Genomic DNA, 16,858 nt, shown 5'->3' with positions numbered 1-16,858 from the left:
CGTCAGGTGTACTATTTTATTCATGAATTTATTTCTAATTTGGGGACATTGAAATAGTATTCCAAATAAACTTACACCCAACGGATTTTTATTTTATTGCTTAATCAGTTTTTTAGTCCAGCTTTTTTGATCTGATTTGAAATTCAGAATGTAAACTCCTCTTGACAGTTTACTAATATCAATTTGGCTTTCATTAACGTCAGCATTCAACTTAGTCTCAATTATCAATGTGCCTGAATTGTCATAAATCGTTACAACTTTATTGTCTAATTTTTCAGGTATTGAAAGCTGAACATAATTACTCGCAGGATTTGGATACATGGCGAAATCACTTGCTTCTACTACTTCTTCCTCAAGAAGTGATTTTTTAGCTGTTGAAGCTGATCCGTAAGCTTCTATTGTATACAATGAATATCCATAAGGAGCTAAAGCTTTTGTTGTACATAAAATTCGCAGGTATCTTCCTGATCCACTTACCGTTAAGTCATCTGTTCCTCCATCGCTGGAAGTTTGCGTATTTATCGTTTCGTTTTCTGTAAAGACATTGTCCGTAGAAAGCTGCACTTTGTATTGCGTTGCAAAAGCTGCTTCCCATTTCAATACAACGCGGTTAATATTATAATTGCTTCCCAAATCAACATAAATCCATTCTGTCGCATTAGCAAATGAACTTGCCCATCTCGAAACTGTTGAATCAGTATCAGTTGCCTGACTCGCGGTGTAAGTAGCATTTTCTTCTGTAGAAGCTGTGGCTGTTTTTGCCAAAGCTAAATTGACATTGGTATTTGGAGGCGTAATATTTCTAACAACCACATCGCTGAAAACACCTGTTGCCAAGGTTCCATTATTATGGGATGTTACTGCCATTCCCACATAAATTGTATTGGCCATTGCAATTGTTCGTGCTGTACCAATTTGAGTCCAGGTTGTTCCGTTATCCGATGTGTAAGACGTAAATACGTTTCCTGCCCTAACAGTACGAATCCATTTAGGAATAGTTCCCGCTGCTCCCTGCTGAATTGTTGGTACTGAAACTGCATCTCTTGATAAAAACTCTACTCCTGCCGCAGCCGTAATAGTGGTCATAGCATGTTTAGAAGTTGTCGTAAGCGTTTCACGGAACATCACTCCTGCTTTCGCATAAGTATTGGTATTTGTCAATGAAGTTACTCTGGCAATAATCTCTGCATCACCAGTTATTGGTTGGTATACATATTGAAACTGATCGCTTGATTCCCAAATATCTGTTCCCGCACCTTTAATGGTAAAAGTTCCATTAGAGTGTGTCGCTGATCCAGCCGGAGTTACTGCACCCAAATCTGTACTAATCCAGGGAGCTGGTAAAGTTGCCGGCGGATTTTCTGTGGAAACCAAATTCACTGCTCTGATGTTATCAAAGAAATAAGTATTTGCTGAACTTGTTCCCGGTTCAAATAAGAAAACAAAACGATTTACTTCACTATCTAAAGTCGAAGCATCCGGTGAACTTGCATAAGTAAAAGTTACTGTATGCCATGCATTGGATTGTTTGACAACTCCCTGATAGACGCTATGTCTTCCTGCCGGAAAATTAGACGGAATCGAAGCACTGCTTTCTGCCTGCCACGAAATTATAGATCCAACCGGTGCAGAGGTGTATACATCCATTGCGAATTTTTTAGTTCCGCTTTTGAAGTCCGCAACATTGGTTAAAGTTGTATTGAATGAGAAATTATCATACAATTCAGTTGCTTTTCTAACATATCTTGCCACATTTGAAGATGTATTGATTCCGCTGGCATTTGGATTTGCAGTATTTGGCGTATATGTTCCAATGGCATCTCTAAATGTAATGTTGTGTGTGTTTTGATAATCTTCATAAACTACTCCGGGCGTAAAAGTATCCGGAAGTTTGGTAGCACCAATTCTGATATTATCAAAATAATAGGTATCACTTGTATAAGAACCAGAGTTAAACAATAAAACCATTTGGTTGATGGCCAGGTTAGAAGTTCCTAAATCCGGACTTGCATTATAATAGAAAGTCAGGGTTTCCCATTGATTCTGTTTGGTAGTTATCGCTACGTAATTACTGTTTCTTCCTGTTGGAAAATTGGTAGGAAGCGATGTTGCACTGTTTTCCAGATTCATACTTACCACCGTTCCAATTGGTGCTGAAGTATACACATCAATCATGATTTTATTGGTTTGGTTTTTCAATAAACCGGCATCTTCGATTGTGCTTTGTGTATTAAAGAAAAGTACATCATATTGTTCCGTTACATTTCGAACATATCTTGCCACATTCGCAGACGAGTTAACCGAATTAGAACCCGGATTTGCTACCACAGAATATGTCCCGGTAGTCGTTCCTTTTATAATTCTGTTGGTTCCGTCATAATTCAGTAAAACATCTGTTGCAATAACTGGCTTTTCTGGTGCCGCTTTTGTCAGCAGATTATCAAAATAATACGTTGCTCCTGAATTTGAATTTGATTCGAAAAGAAAAACTACGGTATTGATAGTCAAAGCACTTGTATTAGGGTCGATTACTTTTTCAAATTCAAATTCGATCGTTTCCCATTTATTTTGTACAGTGGTTGTGGCTTTATAACCGCTATGTCTTCCCATTGGAAAATTAATAGCCGTTGTTACCAGGCTATTTTCAAGCTGCATTGAAATTTTAGTTCCGACCGGAGCCGAAGTGTAGATATCAAAAGAAATCTTTTTTCTGCCGTAAACATAGTCGTTAGCATTAGAGATTACTACGTTTTTGATATTCATCACATCATATAATTCAGATGCATTACGAACATATTTCCCTACCAGAGCAGAAGTATTAATTCCGGTTGCCGAAGGATTGGCAACAGCTTCTGTTAAAACTCCCGTTTTATTTCCGTAAACAATATTTCTGTTCGATTGAAAGTCTTCCTGTATTCTTTCTACTGGCAAAGGTATTTCTGTCGTGACAGCCAGTTGATAGGTATTGGCAGCGCATCCCGAAACAGTAGTAGCTACAGCAACATCTCCCCCAGATGTTCCCCAGTTTACTGTAATCGTATTAGTACCTTGTCCAGATGTAATTGCCGCTCCCGAAGGAACTGTCCAGTTGTAACTTGCGCCAGAAATTGTATTGATTGAGTACGTTTTGTTTGTTTCGTTATTATATACTTTGGCATCTCCCAAAACGCCGTATGTAAAACTACCACTGTAAACACGAACATAATCTACCTGCATTTTTGCCGGAAAATCAGCCGGAATTGGTTCAACACCAGCACCGTTAACACTGGTGTAAGGCGTGCCTAAACTTCCAACGGCCAGATTTAAAATGATATAAAACTGCTGGTCATTAAACGGCCATCCACCATTTACAGTCGTATTTGGTGTGGCAGTATGAAATAAATTGCCATCAATAAACCATTTTATGATATTTGGTCCCCATTCTACTGCATACACATGAAATTCATTAGACAAATCAGTTGGTGAAGTATAACTTCTGCCTGTATAATGATAACCGCCTCCATCATAATGAATCGTACCATCCACGGATTTTGGATTTCTGTGTTTGGCTTCCATGATATCAATTTCACCTGTGTACGGCCAATTTGATGCACCTGCCGGTAACATCCAGAAGGCAGGCCAGGCGCCCATTCCGGTTGACAATTTCATACGGGCTTCAATCCTTCCGTATTTAATAGCATATTTACCCTGAGTTGTTAACTTCGCAGAAGAATAAGGTTGTTGTGGAAATTGTCCATTAGGTTCATACTTGGCCTGAATGTTCAGGTAACTGTTTGTTCCTTCCTTGACAATTGTGGCCTGATTAGGATCGTAGCGCTGTGCTTCTCCATTTCCGAATCCGCAAAGCGAAGGACAGCCGTTTCCGGAAATGCTCTCCCATTTTGTTAAATCTACGGTTGTGCCATTAAATTCATCTGCCCAGATAAGTGTATTACATTGTGCCTGGGTTTTCAATAATGGCAGCAATAGCATAACTGCCAAAATGGTAATTTTTTTAAAATAATGGTAATTTGATTCCGGTGGTCGGCCGAGGAAAGAGTTGTTTTGTTTCATTTTTTTAGTTTTTATTAGTAAAGTGCTATTGATTAAATAAAACTAACTCTTTAAAAAAGGGATTGTTATTTTATCAATAATGCACAATATTAACAAACAAACTAAGTAATACTTGTATTTTACGATACGGTTTGACTACGGTGGTAAAAAAAATATTGTTTTTACCCTGTACAAAAGGTGTAATTAACCGAGATTTTACTTAATAGTAAAAAACTAAAAATTTAAAATGAATTCTGTGATATTGTCATCAGATGAAAGCTGCAATTTTTTTCTGATACGATAACGGGTGTCTTCAACTCCTCTAACAGAAATTCCTAAAAGTGGTGCAATTTCTTTTGTATTGAAATTCATTCGTAAATAAGCACATAATCGCATATCACGAGGAGTAAGTTCGGGAAAACTTGTCTTGAGTCTCTGCATGAAATTATCATGAAGCTGATTGAAAATTTCTTCAAACTCATTCCAGTGTTTATCACCCTGTAATTCGTGATCGATTATCCTGTTTATTTTAGTCAGTAAACTAAAATTGGTATTGGAATCATTTTTCTTGTCTATCTGACCGATCAGTTCCTTTATCGACAACAAAATTTCATTTAAATGGATGAGATTGACTGTATTTGAAGCAACTTTTGCATTTTTAAGATTAATTGTATTTTCCAGATTATCACGCATAATGGCCATATTTTCCTGTTCTAATGCCAGTTTTTGTTCATTTAATTCAGCGCGGTTTCGCAATAATTCCTTTTCCTGATTGAGAATTAATTGTTCCCTGTCACGCTCAGCAATATTTTTTTGATCTTTTATAATCGCATAGATCAAAATACAAAAAAGCAATAAATACAAAATATAGGCCCAAATTGTACGGTACCATGGCGGTGAAATTTCAAATTTAAAAACAGCTTCTTCGCTTACAACATCATATATGTTTTTTGCACGTACGTGAAAAACATATTCATTTTCAGGCAGGTTTGTATATTCTTTTTCAGTTTGCAGACTCCAGTCAGACCACTTTGGTTCAAAACCTTCCAGCCAATATTCGTATTTTGTGGCATCGGCTTCATCATAACAAAGTGATGCAAACGAAAAATGCAATGCATTGTTTGAATAGGATAATTCAGGACAAAGCTCTTTCTCTGATTTTACATCACTTGGAAGCACATCATACCGACTGGAAAACAACAAACTATCTTTAGGAAAAATACATTTAACTTCAGAGATTACGGCTTTATATTTCAACTGGTAACTTTTATTTTTGGTTACATTATAATGGATTAATCCATTTTGGGTACCAAAAAAAACATCTCCGTTTGTAGTTGTCTCAATGTTTTCGAAACCCGGAATATATAAATACCTTAATTTTCTAAAAGGCAATTCTTCTAAATGCAAATTTCCTTGTTTTCTCTGATTTATTTTTCCGGTATTTTCTCCCGAAACATACCAGATATTATTTTTATCATCTGATTTTAATAACCGAATATGATTTTCCATTCCGAGATACTTCTTAAAAATCGGGTCCGGAATCATTTTCCCTGAAGATACATTTTGCCTGTAAACTCCTTTCGTTGTTCCAAAAAGAATTTCATTATTTATTTTGAAAGTATTTAAAAACAAACTTGAAGGAAAACCGTCTGCCTGATTGTAGAATACAAGGTTTGAAACGGCATCAAATGTTTTATTAAACCTTATTCTATAGATTCCTTTATATCCATGGGCAATCCAGATATTACCTTCTTTATCGGTGATAATGATCCTGCTGCTTTCGTTAAATCCTTTTATTTTATTTTGATAGACCCACGATTGATTTATTTTTTTCAACAAATACAATCCCGTATAACCTCCAACAAGCATTAAGTCAGGATGATTGGGAATAAGTATCCCTTTCCAGGCACCATCCGTTTTTGCGAGTAATTTTGCTGAATTACCTGAAACTTCAAATATTCCATTCTTTTCAAAAGCTAAAAGTGAGTTGCCGAAAACGCCTACATTCCATACATTTTCAGACATTCCCGAGATATGATGAAAATTGGAACTTTCCCGTTTTCCATTTTTGTAGGCTTCCCAGTCGAGCCAAAATAAGCCATTATCAGTGGCAATATATAATTTATTTTCATAAATATGACTGCAATATATTTTGGTTTCTGAATTAGAAGTGGTTAATATTCTTGACAAAGGCGAGGAAATCTGAATTAGTGAAATACCTTCTTTAAGTGTCACCCATAAATTGCCTTCTTTGTCGGTTTTAAGATTGGTTACATATTCATTCTGCAAACCCATTTGTTTGTTGATATGCTGAATCAAATGTCCATAACTATCAATAATTAATAAACCCGTCTGGCGTGTCCCGATTCCATAATATCCATCAGGAAGTAAAATTGCGGTTGAGATTTGATTCTGCTTAAGTAAATAATCCGCTTCTGTTATAAAGGATTGAATCTGATGATTTTTATAAATAAAAAGTCCGTTTTTTTGTGTAAATAACAGAAAACCTTCTTTAGTTGCAAAAACTTTTCGAATATTCATTCCTGCAAATTTATATCCGCCGGCAACAGGCTCCAAAACATCATTTTTAAGTTTCAATAAACCCTTATCTTTATCTAGAACATAGATATCGGTACCGACTTCAAAAAATTCATCAAATGCAGAATCTGCCTGTATAACTTTGATTCTGTTATTCTTATAAATAAATATCTTTTCAGTAGAGAAAAAAATCACTTCATTACCAAGTACTACTGTATGGAGAACATCACCGAAATTTCTAGCTGAATTTGGAAGTAATTTTACTAATGAAATGTATTTGTATTGTCCATTCGGTAACTGAAAAACATAACCAAAATCGCCCTGAGCGCCCAAATAAATAGTGTCTTTTTTATCAATTGCCAGTGAACGAACCATACTTTTATTGTCAGGTTGAGTTATAATACACCATCGGACACCGTCAAATTGCATAATTCCAAAATGATTGGCAAAAAACATCATGCCTTTTGAATTCTGTAAAACATCCCAGTTTTCTGAAGCTGCCTTGTACGTTTTTGGATTGTAATTTGTTATGAAAGGAACGCCAATTTTTTTAATTTGAGCATTAAGAATTGGAGTAGCAAGCAATATCAATAGAACTAAAATTCTAATTATAAATTTTGTCATTTTGTTATGTCTGTAGGTTATTTTTGTGACTTGGGAATCACAATTTCAAATAGCCCCTTGGGGAGAAGCTATTTTAAAAAATTCGATTATCGTATTTCAAAATTGAAACTAAAAATTGAATGTTGAAAATCAAATATATAAAAAAATTGTTTTAATGTAACAAATTACACAAAGACCTAAGAAAAGTAAAAAAGCTTGAATCACGTGTAATTTATAACTTAAACAATGTTTTTTCTCTCTATTGCCTTTAAAATCTTTGATGTATAATTTAAAATTAAGACATAATAAGTAGAAAAAACTTACTTAAAACAAAACGCTTTCATTAATTTAAGTTAAAAGATGTATTTTTAATCCTGACAATTAACTTATTATCCAAACTATTATAAATATAAATGAAACTTAATACAATTATATATATTGCAATACTAGGCCTATTTCCATATTTAATTTATGGTCAGGCACAAACAAAAAGTTGGAATAATAAAAAATGTGCTGTTGTATTAACCTACGACGATGCCTTGAATATTCACCTTGATAAGGTAATTCCAATGCTTGACTCATTCAGATTTAAGGGCACTTTTTATCTTATCGGTTCTTCTCCGGTTGTTTCACTAAGAGTGGATGAATGGAGAAAAGCTTCTAAAAATGGACATGAATTAGGGAATCATTCTTTAAATCATCCTTGTGATGGCAGTTTGCCTGGAAGGGATTTCGTGACTTCAGAAAATGATTTGTCAAAATATACAGTGGCGAGAGCTGTCAATGAAATAAGAATTACTAATACATTGCTGAATGCTATAGATGGAAAAAAAGAAAGAACTTTTGCTTACCCTTGTGGTGACTTTACTATTAACGATAGCTTGTATTATACTGATTTAAGAAATGATTTTGTTGGAGCGCGCGGAGTAACTTCAAAGTTTACACCAATAAAAGAAGTGGATCTTAACAATATAGATTCTTTTGTCCAGATTGGAAGCACAGCTTCACAAATGATTACTCAGGTAGAAGAAGCAGAAAAAAATGGTTCTTTTATCGTTTTTCTATTTCACGGTGTTGGCGGAGAACATGCCTTAAATGTGGATTTAGAAGAACATCGCAAATTACTGGAATACTTAAAAAGGAGAGAAAATGATATTTGGATCGCAACAATGGTAGATGTGGCAAAATTTATCAAGGAAAAGCAAACTAAAAAATAGTTTTAGCTCGGGATCAATTAATCCCAAGCTAAAATTTTTATTTTATAGCGCCAATAATATCGTACTTAGTAATAATATGATGGTGTCCGTTTTCCAAATCAACCAAAACGGCATCATTTTCTTTCGTAAAAAGCTTAGAAACTTCTTCTATTGGAGTTCCTAATTTTACAATAGGAAAAGGTTTTCCCATTACTTCCTTAATTGGTTTTTCAGCAACATTTTTGTCAGCCACATAACTTCTGAATAAATCGGTTTCATCAACAGAACCCACAAATCCATTAATATCAACTACCGGAATTTGCGAAATTTTATATTTACGCATACGTTCAATGGCATGAGAAACTAGTTCTTCTGTACGAACCACTATCAATTCTTTATCAATATGGTCTTTGATAACATCTTCAGCCTTTGTTATATTTTCATCAAGAAAACCACGCTCACGCATCCAGTCATCATTAAACATTTTGCCTACATAACGACTTCCTGAATCATGAAATAAAACCACTACAACATCATCAGGTTTAAAGTGTTCTTTTAATTGTAATAACCCTTTAATACAAGCGCCTGCTGAGTTTCCAACAAAAATAGCTTCTTCCATTGCAATTTTTCTGGTATAAACCGCGGCATCCTTATCGGTTACTTTTGTAAAGCCATCGATTAACGAAAAGTCAACATTTTTAGGTAAGATATCCTCTCCAATTCCTTCTGTTATATAGGAATAAATTTCGTTTTCATCAAAAATTCCGGTCTCGTGGTATTTTTTAAAAACTGAACCATAAGTATCGATTCCCCAAATTTTAATGTTTGGATTTTTTTCCTTTAAATATTTCCCAACACCAGAGATGGTTCCGCCAGTTCCTACCCCAACTACAAAATGGGTAATTTTTCCTTCTGTCTGTTTCCAGATTTCCGGTCCTGTCTGTTCATAATGTGCCAGCGAATTCGATAAATTATCGTATTGGTTCACATACCATGAATTCGGTGTCTCTTCGGCCAGGCGTTTTGAAACCGAATAATACGAACGCGGATCAGTTGGTTCAACATTAGTAGGACAAACAACAACTTTGGCGCCCACAGCACGCAAAATATCCATTTTTTCTTTGGATTGCTTGTCAGATATCACACAAATTAATTTATATCCTTTTATGATGGCCACTAGTGCCAAACCCATTCCTGTATTTCCCGAAGTTCCTTCAATTATTGTTCCTCCGGGTTTTAAACGCCCATCTGCCTCAGCATCTTCTACCATTTTAACCGCCATCCTGTCTTTTACAGAATTTCCGGGATTAAAAGTCTCCACTTTTGCCAATACCAAAGCATCTATTTCAGCCACAACCTTATTTAGTTTTACTAAAGGTGTATTGCCAATTGTCTCTAAAATATTATTTGAAAAGTCCATTTTTTTTATTTTAAATATTTAATTTCTGTGATAAGGAAGAATTGGTTTTTATTGAAAGAAATTCCAAACCAAACCAAAACTGATAGTGAAATCCCTGTAAGGATTACTGGGTGATGAATAAAAATTATTTTGTGAAAAAGAAGAATTAAAATGTTCTGCTTTCAAATAAATTCTCGTCTGACGGATTCTGCCATTTACAAAGAAATCAAATGTTGGATAATTGCCAATTTCTTTGGTTTTCTGAACAAAAAACTCACCAACCACCGGATTATAATCATTGGCATAAAATTTTGTAAAATAATTGAAAATTATCCCTGTTTGAAGGTAAAGCGCTTTTTTAAAGAAATAACCTGAATAATAAAATGTATTTCTGGTTACAAAATCAGGTACATTGAGAACCAAATCAGACTGGGTGACTTTTTGATATAAAAGAGTATTGTCTAAAGCAAACGGACCAAATTTAAATTCCCTGTTGGCTTTTACAGATAAATAATTAATAGTATTTGCGTATTGTGCAGGTTTTATAATTTGGGTCTGAGCAGCAATTTGTGCCGGAGTAGATTTATCCTCAAAATACAAATGGTCGTTTAAAACTGTATATTGTACCTCTGCATTGGCCCATGGTGTAAAAACATTTGCACCAAGAGTATTTATTTTTTCGTTCTTAAAACTATTAGACCAATTGTATTCTACATAACTGCTTTGGTATAAATTATAGTTGTTATTGGGAAGTTTATTTACGTTTCTATAACTAAAATCGAATTGAATTTTTTCACTCATATTATATCTCAGTCTGGCATCTAAATCAGAAAGGGAAACGTTTGTAATTGATCTTGAATATAAAAATCGTCCGTTCCATTTATTTTTCTGATATTCATATTGACCTCCAAAACTATTGATCTGCTGAAAAAGGTTATCCGGAATAGTATCTTTATTTACGATAATTCTGTCGTACTTATAATTGGACCTGTAGTCATCAATAAAGAAATTAAATTTTCCAAGAAGGGAGTTTTCATATGTCAATCCGGCCTTGTTATACAACTTTTCAAATCGGGTCTGATCTTTCAAATTACTGGCTGCATATGATTCGCCAAACCTCTCAACCGGGACCCCATCAACTATAGAAGTTACAGTGGGCTGCTTGTATTCAAAAAATTTATTTTCAAAATTAAATTGATGTGTTACATATAGATTATTATTTGCATTTCTTGGATTTATTCTGAAAGCATGGTCAAAAAACAATCTTTTTCCTTTTAAGAACGATTCTGCATCGGTAAGATATACTTGTAATCTTTGACGGTTTGCGAAATTTGGATCACCGCTTTCAAAATCTTCAGAGGTTGTAATTCCCCCATTTTCTTCATTCAGAATATCCTGATAGGTGTAATGAGCGTTTAAAGTATAACGTTTGTTTGTTGTTGAATAACTGGTTCCAAATCTAAAATTACCTATGCTTGTTAATTGATTTATATATTTTCCTTCAGAACGCAATCCGCGGTAAGCGATAAAAAAATTTAGGTTTTTAGACGTGTTCAGTGTGATAAATGAATCAACATTCTGACCTTTACCAATAGATGTATTGAAAAATAGTTCTGTAAGCGGAGTGGCAACCGAATAGTATCGAATGTCATTGACTTCCAGAAAGGGAAAGTGCTTTCCCGAAAAACCTATATCCGGATAGGGAGAAAAATCCGTCAGGCTATATTGAAGTGTATTGTATGTTTGTCCGACGTTTGAAAATGGTAAAAGTCCGAAAATATCTTTTCGAAGATAGTTTTGCCTATAGGCACTTTTTATAGTTAAAGACGTATCAGCATAAGTCGTATCATGTTCTAAAGTAATTATCTGGTATTGATCAATCTTGGCTACCAGAATTTTTTTCTTTTTTACAGTGTCTGTAATACTTGAGTATTTCGTATTCATATCTAAATTCTTCTTCAGCTTTTTTTCCTGAGAAAACAATAAAGTTGGCACGACTAATAGATATAGAAAAAAGAATATTCTCATTTTTTAACAGCTTTATTTGTAGATCTTATTTTTGATGAAATTTATAAGGCAAAGGTAAATGAAAAAAGGTTTTAAAAACAACAAACCCGCTTAAAAGCGGGTTTGTAAATATTATATTAAAACTTAATTAGTCAATAAATGGATTATTTAAAACTTCCGTTTGAGGAATATCAAATGTCAATTTATCATCGTTATAAAGGAAACTCTGACCAGCTAAAAATAAGTGATTATCACCTCTTGTAATAGTAGCTTTGTTACGCTTCATTGCTAAGTAACTTTTACCTTCACCCCAGAACTCTATTCTTGTTTGTAAATAAATTTCTTCTTGAAGAGCAGTTCCAGTTAAAGGAGCAAGATAAGCAACATCAACTTTTCTAATATCCAATAATTGTTTTAGAATAGTTTTTGCTCCGCCCTCATCTCCAGTTTTAGCTTTTGCCTCAGCGTTCAGGAAATACATTTCATCAACTCTCATGTATAAGTAATCAGTTATTATAACTCTTTGTCCTCCGATTTCTCTGTTTGGATCAAAAAATTTATAAGAAGGCTCTCCATCTTCAGTAAACTGACCTTTTCTAATATCTGAAGCAGTTATACTATTTTGAAGACCACTATCTATTAATTTAGGATCTCCAGCCCAGGCATAACTATAGCTGTACAAATCTACCTGACCCCACCATGAAACTAAATCCAGGTCATTAGCAACTGTTAAATCTACACCCCACATCCAGCTTGGCGTAGCTACATTATTAAATCCTGCATCTGCATTAATTAATCTATCATTAGCATCTACTTTTCCAACTAATTGACTTTCTGTAGTTAACGGATATTCGTTATCAGTAATAATGTCATTAGTAACTTCTACTACTTTGTCATATTTTCCCTGTGCTCCATAAGCATAAGCTAATAATCCCTGTGCAACACCTTTGTTAATACTACTTTTAAAGTCTCTATTATATGTTTCCAATAAAGCAACTGCATCAGTCAAATCTTTTTCAATCAACGTATAAACAGCTGCTGCTGAGCTTTTAGGCTGATTAGGAACTTTTGTATCTGTATAAATAGGCAAGATCAATTCATCAGCTTTATATTCTTTTTGAAATAATTGCGCTAAGTAAAAGTATGCATAAGCTCTTAAAGCTTTTGCTTGTCCCATAATATGCTTACCAGCTTCATCAGCAGGTACAAAATCGTTACCACCACCAAAAGTCTCGATAATTTGGTTTGCAGAAAGAATTATACGGTAATAAAATCTCCAAGGCTTGTAGTTACCATTGTCAACAAAATTCACTGTAGTCTGGTATCGGGCAATATCTCTGTACCAACCATAATTCACAGATGGTAAAACCATATCTGAACATAATAAATCAGTATAAATATCGTACCCCTTTTGTCCAAAATCATCATGATCTAGATTTGTTCCTCCAGATCCAGGTGTGTACATAGTACTGTATATACCAAGAAGCAAACCATTTAAAGCTTCTGGATTAACTTTAGACACCTCTTCAATTTTATCTATAGATGTTTCTTCATTTGGTTCTGCATCCAGAAAATCACTACTACATCCTCCTAAAAAAAGTGTAGTTATGAAAATCAATATTAAATTTAAATGTTTCATATTTTTTATATTTTATAATTAAAATTTGGCTTTTAATCCCATTGAAATAGTTGACATTGGAGAGTAAGCATAAGTACTAGAGCTTCCAGATAAAGATGCTGACGGATTAAAACCATCACGAGCAGAGAACAATAATAAATTATCTCCGGAAACGTAAAAATCAAGAGTTGACATCCCTACTTTTTCCATAAAGTTCTTTGGTAAAGAGTATCCTAATCTCACATTGTTTAAAGATAAATAATCTGCTTTTTCAATAAAACGAGTAGAGGTACCATTAGAAGAAACGTCAGCATTATTTGACAAACGAGGAACATCAGTAATATCCCCTGCTTTTTGCCATCTGCCTCTAATGTCTGTACTCCAGTTGTTAGAACCTACGATACCACTATGCATTAAAGCAGCATAAGCTCCATCATAAGCATAACCACCTAAGCTATACAACCATTGTGTACTTAAACTAAAAGATTTGTATTGTGTACTTAAAGTAAATGCTCCTCTTATTTTTGGAATTGCAGATTTACCTACATACTTAGTAGCAGCACTTGCATAAGTACTGGTTTTAGTTTCAACTATTCCACCTACGTTGTTTGGATTTTGTTTTTTGTATTCTTCAAGCGATAAGATAAAAGCTTCAGTTGTATCTTTCACTCCGTTACTGTTAGCGTCAAAATAATAAGCATTCCATTGATTAACTCCTGTAGCAGGATCAACACCAACCCATTCTCTTACATAAAAATCATATAAAGAGTGTCCTGCAGACCTACCAAATGTACCGCTAATATCAATCAATTTCTCCTGACCTGTAGCAGGATCAATAGGCAGTTTCAACATTTCATTTTTAGGAAGTTCTCCGTTTACCGTAAAATCAATAAAATAATCATTTCCTTTTAGTAAGTGCGCAGTAATATCAAATTCCAATCCACTATTTAATAATTCTCCATCGTTAACTTTCGTAAGGGCATATCCAATAGAAGGACCAACTCTTCTGTCAAAAATAAGGTCATTAGTATGTTTTGTATAATAATCTACAGAGGCATCAATATATTTACCAAGTCCAAATTCAACACCAACCTGAAATTGATTCGATTTTTCCCAGGTTAAATCTGGATTTCCTTTAGTAACAAAAGAAAGAGAAATTTCGTCATTTAAGTTATTGATAGTATAAGTATCTAATCCCGGATAATAATTAAGAGTACCATCAGCATTTGTAACACCTTGCTCTCCTGTTATACCATAACTTGCTTTTAATTTCAAGAAACTAAAAATGGTTTGGTTTGCCATAAAATCCTCATTAGATACCAACCAAGTTGCACCTACAGATCCAAAAGTTCCCCATTTTTCATTCAAGAATTTAGAACTACCATCACGTCTTACAGTTCCTGAAAGGAAATATTTTCCATCATAATCGTAATTAACCTGTCCAAAGTAACTTTCTAAAGAACTTGTATCTGTATAAGAACTAGAAGGTTGTGTAACAACCCCATTATTAAGTTCTAATCCATTCGGATCAAACAAATTATTCTTACTAGCGTTCATCACACTATTTGTAATTTTATTGTTTTCATGTGCTACTAAAGCTTCAATAGAGTGCATACCAAAAGTCTTTTTATAACGTAATAAATTTAAAATGTTATAAGTCAAATATTCAGTCTTAGTTTTAGAAATTAATCCATTTTGAGACGCAGAACCTCCATAAAAAGAGTTTCCTTTGAAATCATTTGAAGAATTATAATATTGAGAACCTACACGGGTTTCTAAATTTAAACCTTCAGTAAATTTCAAATCAAAAAAGATATTTGTATTCAATTCGTGTCTACCTGTTTTGTCAACTTCTTTGTATGCATCAGAAATAGCATTAGTTAAAGAACCAAATCTTCTTCCTTTATCTCCGTAATCATATTTTGGACCACCATAAATTGGATCTTGTAAAATAGCACCTGTAGCATCTCTTTCAAAAAGAGGATAAATAGCTGGCATATTATCTACAAACCAGAAAACACTTCCAGAATCAGATGATTGCCCATTATTTCTTGATTTAGAGAATGAGTAACCAATATTCATAGAGGATTTCAACCAGCTTCTAATTTCGTGATTAATATTCAAACGAGTTGACAAACGCTCAAAATCTGAATTAATAGAATATCCTTTATCTTCAAGATAACCAAAAGAAGAGAAATAATTTGTTTTTCCTTCACCACCACCCATAGTTAAGGTAGTTTCTGAACGCAAAGAAGCTTGAAATGCATAATCTTCCCAGTTTTCAGGAGTATATTTTCTTGTTACACCTGGTCTAACTGTACGCGTAACAGGGTCAATTAATTCACCACCATTAGCAACATTCCAAGAATTATAATTAGCATTTACACCAGCAGTAGTAAATAAACGAACGTTAGCATAATTAGTTGGATTTGCATTCCCAACTATTACTCCCTGATTATATAAAGACTCCCACCCTAAAGCAATATACTCATCTGCAGACTTAATTGTTTTATATCTAGGCAATAACGCAACATTATTTCCTAATTTAGTTTCCACCTGAATATAAGATCTTCCTGATTTACCAGTCTTAGTAGTAATAATAATTACACCATTTGCTCCTCTAGAACCGTAAATAGCAGTTGCAGAAGCATCTTTTAAAACTGTTGTAGATTCAATATCAGCAAAGTTGATTGAACTTAAATTCCCACTGTAAGGAACTCCATCAACAACATATAAAGGATCTGAACTAGCGTTTACAGAACCAATACCACGAATTTTTACTGTAGCATCTGAACCCGGCTGACCAGAAGTTGTAATAACACGTACACCAGCTATCTCACCAGCAAGAGCTTGTGAAATATTAGTAACATTTTTACGTTCTAAAACCTCAGCCTTTACTTGTTTAAAAGTTCCTGTAAATGATTTGGTAGTTGTATTACCATAACCTACAACAACAACTTCATCAAGTGATTTAACTTCTGACTCCAAAGTGACATTCAAATTATTTGAAGCACCGACAGAAACTTGTTTATCTTCCATACCCACATAGGAAAATACTAAAACATCACCCGTATTGGCCTTAATTTTGTAAGTGCCATCAAAATCAGTCTGCACACTTGTTTTTGTTCCTTTAATTACAACATTGACACCTGGAACAACACCTGAATTATCAGACACAACTCCAGAAATAGTTCTCTCTTGTGCAAAAGAAAACTGCATAGATAACGCTATCAACAGCGTATAAATCCATTTTAATTTAAATTTCATTTTAAGTAATTTTTGAATTAGTATAAAGCAAAAATCTTAATAATTTCTTAAAATAGCAAATCGAATCATGTAAAGTTTTTGCATTATATTCAAAGAATATTAACATATCTCAAAAAAAACAAATCAAATCCTACAAATTATAATGAAGTATTGAATTATATTTAAAAAGAATTAAAAGATAATATTACTTTATTTAAC

General features: G+C 33.9%; 7 protein-coding genes. 1 reads left to right on the top strand and 6 read right to left on the bottom strand.

Annotated elements, in window-relative coordinates; translation table 11 throughout:
• Window positions 1-93 precede the first annotated feature (93 nt).
• Entirely contained in the window at window positions 94-4,053 is a 3,960-nt protein-coding gene (locus tag ABI657_RS06330; protein WP_348096399.1) for a family 16 glycosylhydrolase, read from the bottom strand.
• Between the two features lie 213 nt (window positions 4,054-4,266).
• Entirely contained in the window at window positions 4,267-7,194 is a 2,928-nt protein-coding gene (locus ABI657_RS06325) for a triple tyrosine motif-containing protein (RefSeq protein ID WP_348096398.1), read from the bottom strand.
• Between the two features lie 392 nt (window positions 7,195-7,586).
• On the opposite strand from ABI657_RS06325, the gene ABI657_RS06320 reads away from it, so the two are divergent.
• Window positions 7,587-8,390 carry a polysaccharide deacetylase family protein gene (locus tag ABI657_RS06320; RefSeq protein ID WP_348096397.1) on the top strand — a complete coding sequence of 268 codons (804 nt, stop codon included), beginning with the start codon at window positions 7,587-7,589 and terminating at the stop codon, window positions 8,388-8,390.
• A 37-nt stretch (window positions 8,391-8,427) separates the two neighbouring features.
• Here ABI657_RS06320 and ABI657_RS06315 read toward each other — a convergent pair whose 3' ends face one another.
• The 4 genes from ABI657_RS06315 to ABI657_RS06300 form a co-directional block, all read right to left on the bottom strand.
• The gene (locus tag ABI657_RS06315; protein ID WP_348096396.1) at window positions 8,428-9,789 is read right to left on the bottom strand and encodes a pyridoxal-phosphate dependent enzyme; all 1,362 of its coding nucleotides are present in this window, start codon (window positions 9,787-9,789) and stop codon (window positions 8,428-8,430) included.
• A 48-nt stretch (window positions 9,790-9,837) separates the two neighbouring features.
• The gene (locus tag ABI657_RS06310) at window positions 9,838-11,796 is read right to left on the bottom strand and encodes a putative porin (protein ID WP_348096395.1); all 1,959 of its coding nucleotides are present in this window, start codon (window positions 11,794-11,796) and stop codon (window positions 9,838-9,840) included.
• Between the two features lie 127 nt (window positions 11,797-11,923).
• Complete coding sequence (locus ABI657_RS06305) at window positions 11,924-13,414, bottom strand: RagB/SusD family nutrient uptake outer membrane protein (RefSeq protein ID WP_348096394.1); 1,491 nt, start codon at window positions 13,412-13,414, stop codon at window positions 11,924-11,926.
• An 18-nt stretch (window positions 13,415-13,432) separates the two neighbouring features.
• Window positions 13,433-16,660 (bottom strand): SusC/RagA family TonB-linked outer membrane protein, encoded by a 3,228-nt coding sequence (locus ABI657_RS06300; protein ID WP_348096393.1) that lies wholly within the window; start codon window positions 16,658-16,660, stop codon window positions 13,433-13,435.
• Between the last annotated feature and the right edge of the window lie 198 nt (window positions 16,661-16,858).

It is taken from the genome of Flavobacterium sp. (assembly GCF_039930565.1).
Lineage (GTDB): Bacteria > Bacteroidota > Bacteroidia > Flavobacteriales > Flavobacteriaceae > Flavobacterium.
This window is presented reverse-complemented; position numbering and strand designations above follow the sequence as displayed.